This is a genomic window from Dermacoccus sp. CCH2-D9 (assembly GCF_001556795.1).
GTDB classification, from domain to species: Bacteria; Actinomycetota; Actinomycetes; order Actinomycetales; family Dermatophilaceae; genus Dermacoccus; species Dermacoccus nishinomiyaensis.
Genome location: NZ_LSJT01000032.1, coordinates 1 through 7,446 on the forward strand (window position 1 = coordinate 1; position 7,446 = coordinate 7,446).

Genomic DNA, 7,446 nt, shown 5'->3' on the forward strand with positions numbered 1-7,446 from the left:
GTTCCTCTCCCCTGCCTCCAACCGCCGTGACGACGAGTACGGCGGCTCCTTCGAGAACCGCGCCCGTCTGCTGCTGCGCATCGCGACCGAGGTGCGCGCGGCCTGGCCGGAGGCGAAGCCGCTCTTCGTGCGGGTCTCGGCCACCGATTGGGCCGAGACGGGCTGGAACATCGACGAGACCGTCCGCCTCGCTCGCGAGCTGAAGTCCGTCGGCGTCGACCTCGTCGACACGAGCACCGGCGGCAACGTGCCCGCCGACATCCCCGTCGGGCCCAACTACCAGGTGCGTTTCGCGTCCGAGATCCGGCGCGGGGCCGATATTGCGACCGGAGCCGTGGGACTCATCACGGAGCCCGCGCAGGCCGAGGCGATCCTCACCGAGGGCGACGCCGACGTCGTCCTCATCGGACGAGCAGGCCTGCGCGAGCCGTATTGGCCGTTGCGCGCCGCCGCCGAACTGGGTCTGACGTGGCGCGAGACGCCGTATCCGGCGCAGTACACGCGCGGCGCGTGGGAGCACGCCCGGGGCTGAGATGCCGTCGACCGCCCCGGCCCTCGAGAACGTCGGGGCGGTCTTCCCGGCCGAAGCATGCGGACGACGACGCCGGGATCATCCGGCTCCCGTCAGGCCGGTCGCACGTCCGTTGCCTTCCCCTCGTCCGTGTCGGTCTGCGCCGCCCCGGCGAACTGTGCCTCGTACAACCGCCAGTAGGCGCCGCGCGCGGCGAGCAGATCGTCGTGCGAGCCCTGTTCGACGATGTCGCCGTTCTCCATGACGAGAATGATGTCGGCGTCACGGATCGTCGACAGTCGGTGGGCGATGACGAAGCTCGTGCGATCCTGACGCAGCGCCGCCATTGCCTGCTGGAGCGTCGCCTCCGTGCGCGTGTCGACCGATGACGTCGCCTCGTCGAGGATGAGGATGTCGGGCCGCGCGAGGAAGGCGCGCGCGATGGTGATGAGCTGACGCTCACCCGTCGAGATGGAGCCGCCCTCGTCGTCGATGATCGTGTCATAGCCGTCGGGCAGTGAGTGCACGAACCGGTCGACGAACGTCGCGCGAGCGGCTTCGAGCAGTTCGCCGTCGCTCGCGTCGAGCCGCCCGTAGCGCAGGTTGTCGGCGATCGTGCCGCGGAACAGCCAACTGTCCTGCAGCACCATCCCGAAGTGGGAGCGCAACTCCTCGCGTGGCACGTCACGCACGTCGACCCCGTCGACGAGGATGCGACCCGCATCGACGTCGTAGAAGCGCATGACGAGGTTGACGAGCGTTGTCTTGCCCGCACCCGTCGGCCCGACGATGGCGACCGTCTGGCCGGGCTCGATCCGCAGGTCGAGGCCCGTGATGAGCGGCGCGTCAGGGTCGTAACCGAAGCGCACGTCATCGAAGACGACCTCTCCGCGCAGCGGCGTCGGCAGGTGCGCGTTCTCGCCGGCACCGCGCCCGCCGGCGTCGCGCGACTCCTCCGGCGCGTCGAGCACCTCGAACACGCGCTCGGCGCTCGCGACGCCGGACTGCAGCAGGTTGATCATCGACGCGATCTGCGTGACGGGCTGCGTGAACTGGCGCGAGTACTGGATGAACGCGGTGACGTCACCGAGCGTCATCTGCCCCGACGCGACGCGCACGCCGCCGATGACGCAGATCGCGACGTACTGCAGGTTGCCGACGAACATCATGATCGGCATCATCAGCCCCGACAGGAACTGCGCGCGGCGCGAGACCTCCGTCAAGGAGGCGTTCGTCGACGCGAACGCCGCCTCCACCTGCGGCCCGCGCCCGAAGACCTTGACGAGCTCGTGCGCCGTGAACGCCTCCTCGATCTGCCCGTTGAGCGTGCCCGTGTGCGCCCACTGGGCCACGTACTGCCCCTGCGAACGCTTCATGATCTGCCCGGCGACGAGCATGACGAGGGGAATGGTCAGCAGTGCGACGATCGTCAGCTGCCACGAGACCGTCAGCATCATGACGACGACGCCGAGCACCGTGCAGATCGACACGAGCAGCTGCCCCGCCGACTGCTGCATCGACTGCCCGACGTTGTCTATGTCGTTCGTCACGCGCGAGAGCAGCTCGCCGCGCGGGCGCGAGTCGACATAGGACAGCGGCACGCGCTGCAGCTTGGCGTCGACGTCGGCGCGCAGTTTCTCCACCGTCCGTTGTACGACGGTGTTGAGCAGACGCGCCTGCACGACCTGCAGCAGCGATGCAACGACGTAGAGCGCGACGACGGTGAGCAGGATCGTCGCGACACGGTCGAAGTCGATGCCCGCGCCCGGTACGAGGTCCATCGCCGCGACCATGTCGGCCATCTTCGACTGCCCCGACGCGCGCAGCGCCGCCACGGCCTGTGCCTTCGTCGAGCCCAGGGGCAGATGCATGCTCACCGAGCCCGCGAACACTGCGTCGACGGCCTTGCCGAGCACCTTCGGCGCGACGACGTTCATGACGACGGCCGTGACGCTGAGCGCCAGTACCGCGATGACGCGCAGCCGATGCGGTTTCAGCAGCCCGATGAGGCGGCGCGCGGATGCGCCGAAGTTCAGCGACTTCTCCGCGGGCGCCATCGCCGCGCCATGACCCCCGCGACGCGGCCCTCCGGCCGGCGGGCCCGGCGGGCGAGTGCCCGAGCCGGGCGATGCGGCCGATGCGGCGGGCCCCGACGGCTGACGGCGGCTCACGCCGCTCCCTCCTGACGTCCGAGCTGCGAATCGACCACCTCGCGGTACGGCGCGCACGTGGCGAGCAGTTCCTCGTGCGTGCCCATGCCGACGGCCGCGCCGTCCTCGAGGACGATGATGAGGTCGGCGTCGGTGATCGTCGAGACGCGCTGGGCGACGATGAGCACCGTCGCGTCCTTCACCTGCGGCGCGAGCGCGGCACGCAGCCGCCTGTCGGTCGCGAGGTCGAGTGCGCTGAACGAGTCGTCGAACAGGTAGATGCGGGGCTTCGCGACGAGCGCCCGAGCGATGCACAATCGCTGCCGTTGGCCACCGGAGACGTTGCTACCGCCCTGCTCGATGACGGCGTCGAGGCCGCCGTCCATTCTCTCGACGAAGTCACGCGCCTGTGCCGTCTCGAGCGCGGACCACAGCTCGTCGTCGGTGGCGTCGGGTTTGCCGTAGCGAAGGTTCGACGCGACGGTGCCGGAGAACAGATAGGCGTGCTGCGGGACGAGGCCGATGCTGCCCCACAGCGCCTGCGGGTCGAGTTCGCGCACGTCGACGCCGTCGATGCGCACCGCGCCGGCCGACACGTCGAACAGTCGCGCGACGAGGCCGAGCACCGTCGACTTGCCCGAACCGGTCGAGCCGATGAGCGCGACGCGTTGGCCGGGGCGGGCGGTGAACGACAGGTCGCGCACGACAGGTTCGTCGGCGCCCGGATAGCGCATCTCGGCGTGCTCGAGTTCGACGACGCCGCGCACCCCACCGTCGGGCAGGATCGGTGACGCAGGCTCGACCACGCTCGAGCGCGTGTCCAGTACCGCCGTGATGCGCTCGGCAGCCACTGCGGCACGCGGAATCATGACGAGCATGAACGTGGCCATCATGATGGCCATGAGGATCTGCATGAGATAGCTCATGTACGCCGACAGCGCGCCGATCTGCAGGTCGCCGTCACCGACGCGGTGGCCGCCGAACCACCAGACGGCGACCGTCGAGAGGTTCATGACGAGGAACACCGTCGGAAACATGAAGGCCATGAGGTTGCCGACGCGGATCTGCGCGTTCGCGAGCGCCGAGTTGGCGGCGCCGAAACGCTGCAACTCGTGCGGTTCCCGGACGAACGCACGCACGACGCGGATGCCCGACAGGTGCTCGCGCATGACCCGGTTGACGCCGTCGAGCCGCTCCTGAACCGTGCGGAACCCGGGCACCATGCGCGAGACGATGAGACCGATCGCGACGGCCAGCACCGGCACGGCGACGACCATGAGCCACGACAACCCGACGTCCTGATGCAGCGCCATCATGACGCCGCCCACCATCATGATCGGCGCCGTCACCATGAGGTTGGCGCCCATGAGAACGAGCATCTGCACCTGCTGCACGTCGTTCGTCGAGCGCGTGATGAGCGACGGCGCGCCGAACTCGGCGACCTCGCGCGAGCTGAAGCGCTGGACGGCGCCGAAGACGCGGGCCCGCATGTCGCGTCCGGCGTTCATCGCGATGCGGGCCGAGAACCAGGCCGCGCAGATCGCGGCGCACACCTGGACGAGGCTGACGAGCAGCATCCAGCCGCCGGTGCGCCAGATGTAACCGGTGTCGGCGCGTACGACGCCGTGGTCGACGATGTCGGCGTTGAGGTTCGGCAGATACAGCGACGCGGCGACGCTGACGAGTTGCGCGGCGACGAGCCCGAGCAGCAACCGACCATGGGGCGCCAGCGACTGACGCACGAGTGAGACGAGCACGTGCTCAGCCTAGGTGCGCCAGGACCGACAACCCCGTCAGGTCGCGGTTGTCGGCGGTTTCGGCGCCCTCACGGCGCCGGTAGCATGGGCGGGTGAGTCACGTCGGGTATTCAGGGTTGTTCGGGCTCACGGGCCGTTGGTACGTCGTCGTCGCGTTCATCGCGCGCCTGCCACTGGCCATGTCGCAACTCGGCACGCTGCTGCTCGTCGCGACGACGACCGACTCCTACACCTACGCCGGCATCTGCGCGGGAGCGCTGGCGGTGTGCAACGCCATCGGTTCGCCCTGGTTCGGTTCCCTCACCGACCGGCTCGGCCAGACGCGCATCCTTCTCGTGCAGTGCCTCGGCGGCGCGGCGGGCCTCGTCGGTGTCGTCGCCACCCGCTACTTCGATACGCCCTGGTGGCTGACGGCCATCGTCGCGGCGCTCGCCGGGTTCGCGCTGCCGCAGATCGGTCAGCTCGCCCGCGTGCGCTGGCGTCCTATCATCGGATCGCACGGCGCCGATGGGCGGCTCGTCACGACCGCATTCTCCTACGAGGGAGCCGCGGACGAGGCGTCGTTCGTCGTCGGCCCGATGCTCGTCGGCGCGTTCGCGGCCTTGTTCGGGACGTGGGCGCCGCTGCTCGCCGCCTCGGCGCTGCTGCTGTGGTTCGGTCTGCAGTTCGCACGTCACCCCAGCGCCTCACTGGTCACGCCGGCCCCGACGGGCTCGTCGCGTATACCTGTGTGGAGCGCCGCGTTCACCGTCCTGTTCGTCGCGCAGTTCCTCATCGGCAACCTGTTCGGCTCGATCCAGACCGGTACGACGATGATGACGCGCGCCGCCGGCCACGCCGAGAGCGCCGGGTTGTTCCACGCGCTGCTCGGCATCGGTTCCGTCAGCGCCGGCCTCGCGTTGGGCCGCGTGCGCCGCACCCCGGATCACGCGCGCCGGCTGCTCCTCTTCGCGACGGCCATGTGGGTGCTGTCGCTGCCGTTGCTCGCCGTCGACGGGCTGTGGGGGCTCGCAGGTGAGCTCGTCATCCTCGGCTTCGCGATCGCGCCGTACATGATCACGACGTTCACGCTCGGCGAACTCATCACCGATCGCGGGCGCCTCGCGACGGCCATGACGTTCCTCGCCGGCGCGACAGGCCTCGGCTACGCCAGCGGAGCGGGCATCGCCGGACGCCTCGTCGACGCCCACGGCGCGACGGCCGCGTTCGCCGTCACGCTCACGGCGACGAGCGTCGCCCTCGTCCTCGCCGTCGCGGCGCGCGGTTTGTTGCGGCGCGCGCAAGCGCGCGCTGCGCAGGTGTGACCAGCCGACGTCGCCGACGTGGTGGTGCCGCGTCAGCGCCTCTCGCTAGGCTGAGGTCATGCCTCGTTTCACGCTTCCCGCTCTCGACTCCCCGGCCGCGCAGGCCGCCATCTCCGCCGCGACGGCGGCCGCCACGACGCTGGTGCGTCCCGCGCGCTTCCCGCGCTGGGTGCGACGCGGCGTCGCGATGTCGTCGACGCTGACGAGCGTCGGCATGGCGATGGCGGGCGAGCGCCGTCCCGCGAGTTCCCGCCTGGCCGACTCGAACAAGGCGATCAACGTCGTCGACGGGCGCGCCACATCGTCGTCGATGAGCGACCTGGCCGCCGCCGCGACGGCCGGCATGGGCCTCGTGACGTCCGGGCTCGCGCTGCGCATCGACAAGAACGTCGAGAAGATGCTGCTCAAGCGCGGCGTGCGTCACCCGCGTCTGTGGATGGCTGTCGGAGCTGCGGCGATCAGCCTCGTCGGGCCGTACGTGACGAAGCAGATCCAGGCGTCCACGGCCCGTCTGCAGGAGAAGGCGCTGCCGAAGGAGACGCTCGAGTCGACGCTCAGCGACCCGCTCGGCACGAAGCAGAAGTCGTCTGCGCCGGCCGGTCAGATCGAATCCGCGAACACCTCACGCCCCGCGGCCGGCGACGACGACGAGCGCAGCGAGAGCGACGAGCACACCGACCACTGAGAACACACGCGCGACGTCGGCACAGGCCGTCGCGGCACTTCGGGCAGCCCCCGCTTCGGCGAGATGCTGCCCGAAGCTCTTCTGCCACCGGGTCGTCTTCGGCGCGCCCAGCGACGTGAACGGCAGGTAGCCGAGGACGACCGCGATCGCCGCCGCATCCCCGACCCAGCGCGCCGCTCCCCCGGCGCGCACACCGAACCAGGCGCCCGTCAGTGTTGCGACGGCGGCGAGGAACGCCGAACCGTGCCACAGCAGCGCGGCCCGCCGGCCGCTGCGCGCGTCGGGGCCGAGCCGCGCCGCCATCCACGTGACGACGGACGTCCGCACCGAACGACGCGTCAGCAGGACGAGGGCCGCAGCAGCGACGACGAGCAGCAGGAGCAACCAGGACTTCACCGCGGCATTGTCTCGCGTTTCGCCGCGACCGCGCGCCGCGTTCGACGTCGTTGTCGTCGCGGACCTCGGCGTCGATCGCGCCGAGGCGATCAGTGACGCGGGGGCGAGCGCCCGGCCATCAGCGTGACCTCGACGAATGCGGACGAAAATCGCCGATGGGGACGCCGTTCGCCGTTGGGGACGAGAATCGCGGATGGGCACAGGGGGCGAGGCGCGGGGGTCAGGCGCGGTCTTGTTCCTGCTCCATCTGCTGCACGAACTCGCGCTTGCTCGACTGCCACGCGTCCTCGTCATGGCCGGGGCGCCAGTATCCGGAGATCGACGCGTGCGCACGAGCGACGCTCTTCTCGACGATGAGCAACCGGCGCATCTCCTTGATCATCTCGGCGTTGCCGTGCACGAACACGCGCAGCCCGTCGGGGGCATCACCGTCGCGCAGACCCGGCACGTCGGCTGCGGCGACGACGTCGACGAGCCCGCCGCCGTGGCTGCGCGTCTCGTCCCGGTGCACCCAGACGAGGTTCATGTGCGCCAGTGCGCGCACCGGAGGGTGCACGCTCGCGTCGGCCACCTCGAGCACGACGGTGCACGCGGCGTCCTGCGGCAGCGCATCGAGCGCCGCGGCGATCGCGGGGTAGGCCGA

Annotated in this window: 6 protein-coding genes and 1 pseudogene; 3 read left to right on the forward strand and 4 right to left on the reverse strand. The window is 70.3% G+C overall.

The window, feature by feature from the left end:
• Positions 1-532: pseudogene (locus AX669_RS02455) on the forward strand (NADH:flavin oxidoreductase/NADH oxidase); the annotation flags it as partial.
• 92 nt (positions 533-624) lie between these two features.
• Here the strand turns inward: AX669_RS02455 and AX669_RS02460 are convergent.
• The gene (locus AX669_RS02460) at positions 625-2,568 is read right to left on the reverse strand and encodes an ABC transporter ATP-binding protein (protein ID WP_197418837.1); all 1,944 of its coding nucleotides are present in this window, start codon (positions 2,566-2,568) and stop codon (positions 625-627) included.
• A 110-nt stretch (positions 2,569-2,678) separates the two neighbouring features.
• A complete protein-coding gene (locus AX669_RS02465; protein WP_062256345.1) occupies positions 2,679-4,418 on the reverse strand; it encodes an ABC transporter ATP-binding protein in 1,740 nt (579 codons plus the stop codon).
• 92 nt (positions 4,419-4,510) lie between these two features.
• Here AX669_RS02465 and AX669_RS02470 point away from each other — a divergent pair, with 92 nt between their 5' ends.
• Both AX669_RS02470 and AX669_RS02475 read left to right on the forward strand, forming a co-directional pair.
• Positions 4,511-5,722: an MFS transporter gene (locus AX669_RS02470; RefSeq protein ID WP_062256347.1), complete on the forward strand. Its 1,212-nt coding sequence runs from the start codon at positions 4,511-4,513 to the stop codon at positions 5,720-5,722.
• Between the two features lie 58 nt (positions 5,723-5,780).
• Positions 5,781-6,407 carry a hypothetical protein gene (locus AX669_RS02475; RefSeq protein WP_062256349.1) on the forward strand — a complete coding sequence of 209 codons (627 nt, stop codon included), beginning with the start codon at positions 5,781-5,783 and terminating at the stop codon, positions 6,405-6,407.
• Here AX669_RS02475 and AX669_RS02480 read toward each other — a convergent pair.
• Complete coding sequence (locus tag AX669_RS02480) at positions 6,345-6,803, reverse strand: hypothetical protein (RefSeq protein WP_062256351.1); 459 nt, start codon at positions 6,801-6,803, stop codon at positions 6,345-6,347. The genes AX669_RS02475 and AX669_RS02480 overlap by 63 nt on opposite strands.
• A gap of 220 nt (positions 6,804-7,023) precedes the next feature.
• Positions 7,024-7,446, reverse strand: a 423-nt coding sequence (locus AX669_RS02485; protein WP_197418838.1) for a siderophore-interacting protein, incomplete at its 5' end; no start/stop codon positions are given.

What these genes read in the sequence shown, in the direction of transcription:
- AX669_RS02460 (WP_197418837.1), bottom strand. Translation starts at nt 2,568, where the DNA reads ATGGCGCCCGCGGAGAAGTCGCTGAACTTCGGCGCATCCGCGCGCCGC.
- AX669_RS02475 (WP_062256349.1), top strand. Translation starts at nt 5,781, where the DNA reads ATGCCTCGTTTCACGCTTCCCGCTCTCGACTCCCCGGCCGCGCAGGCC.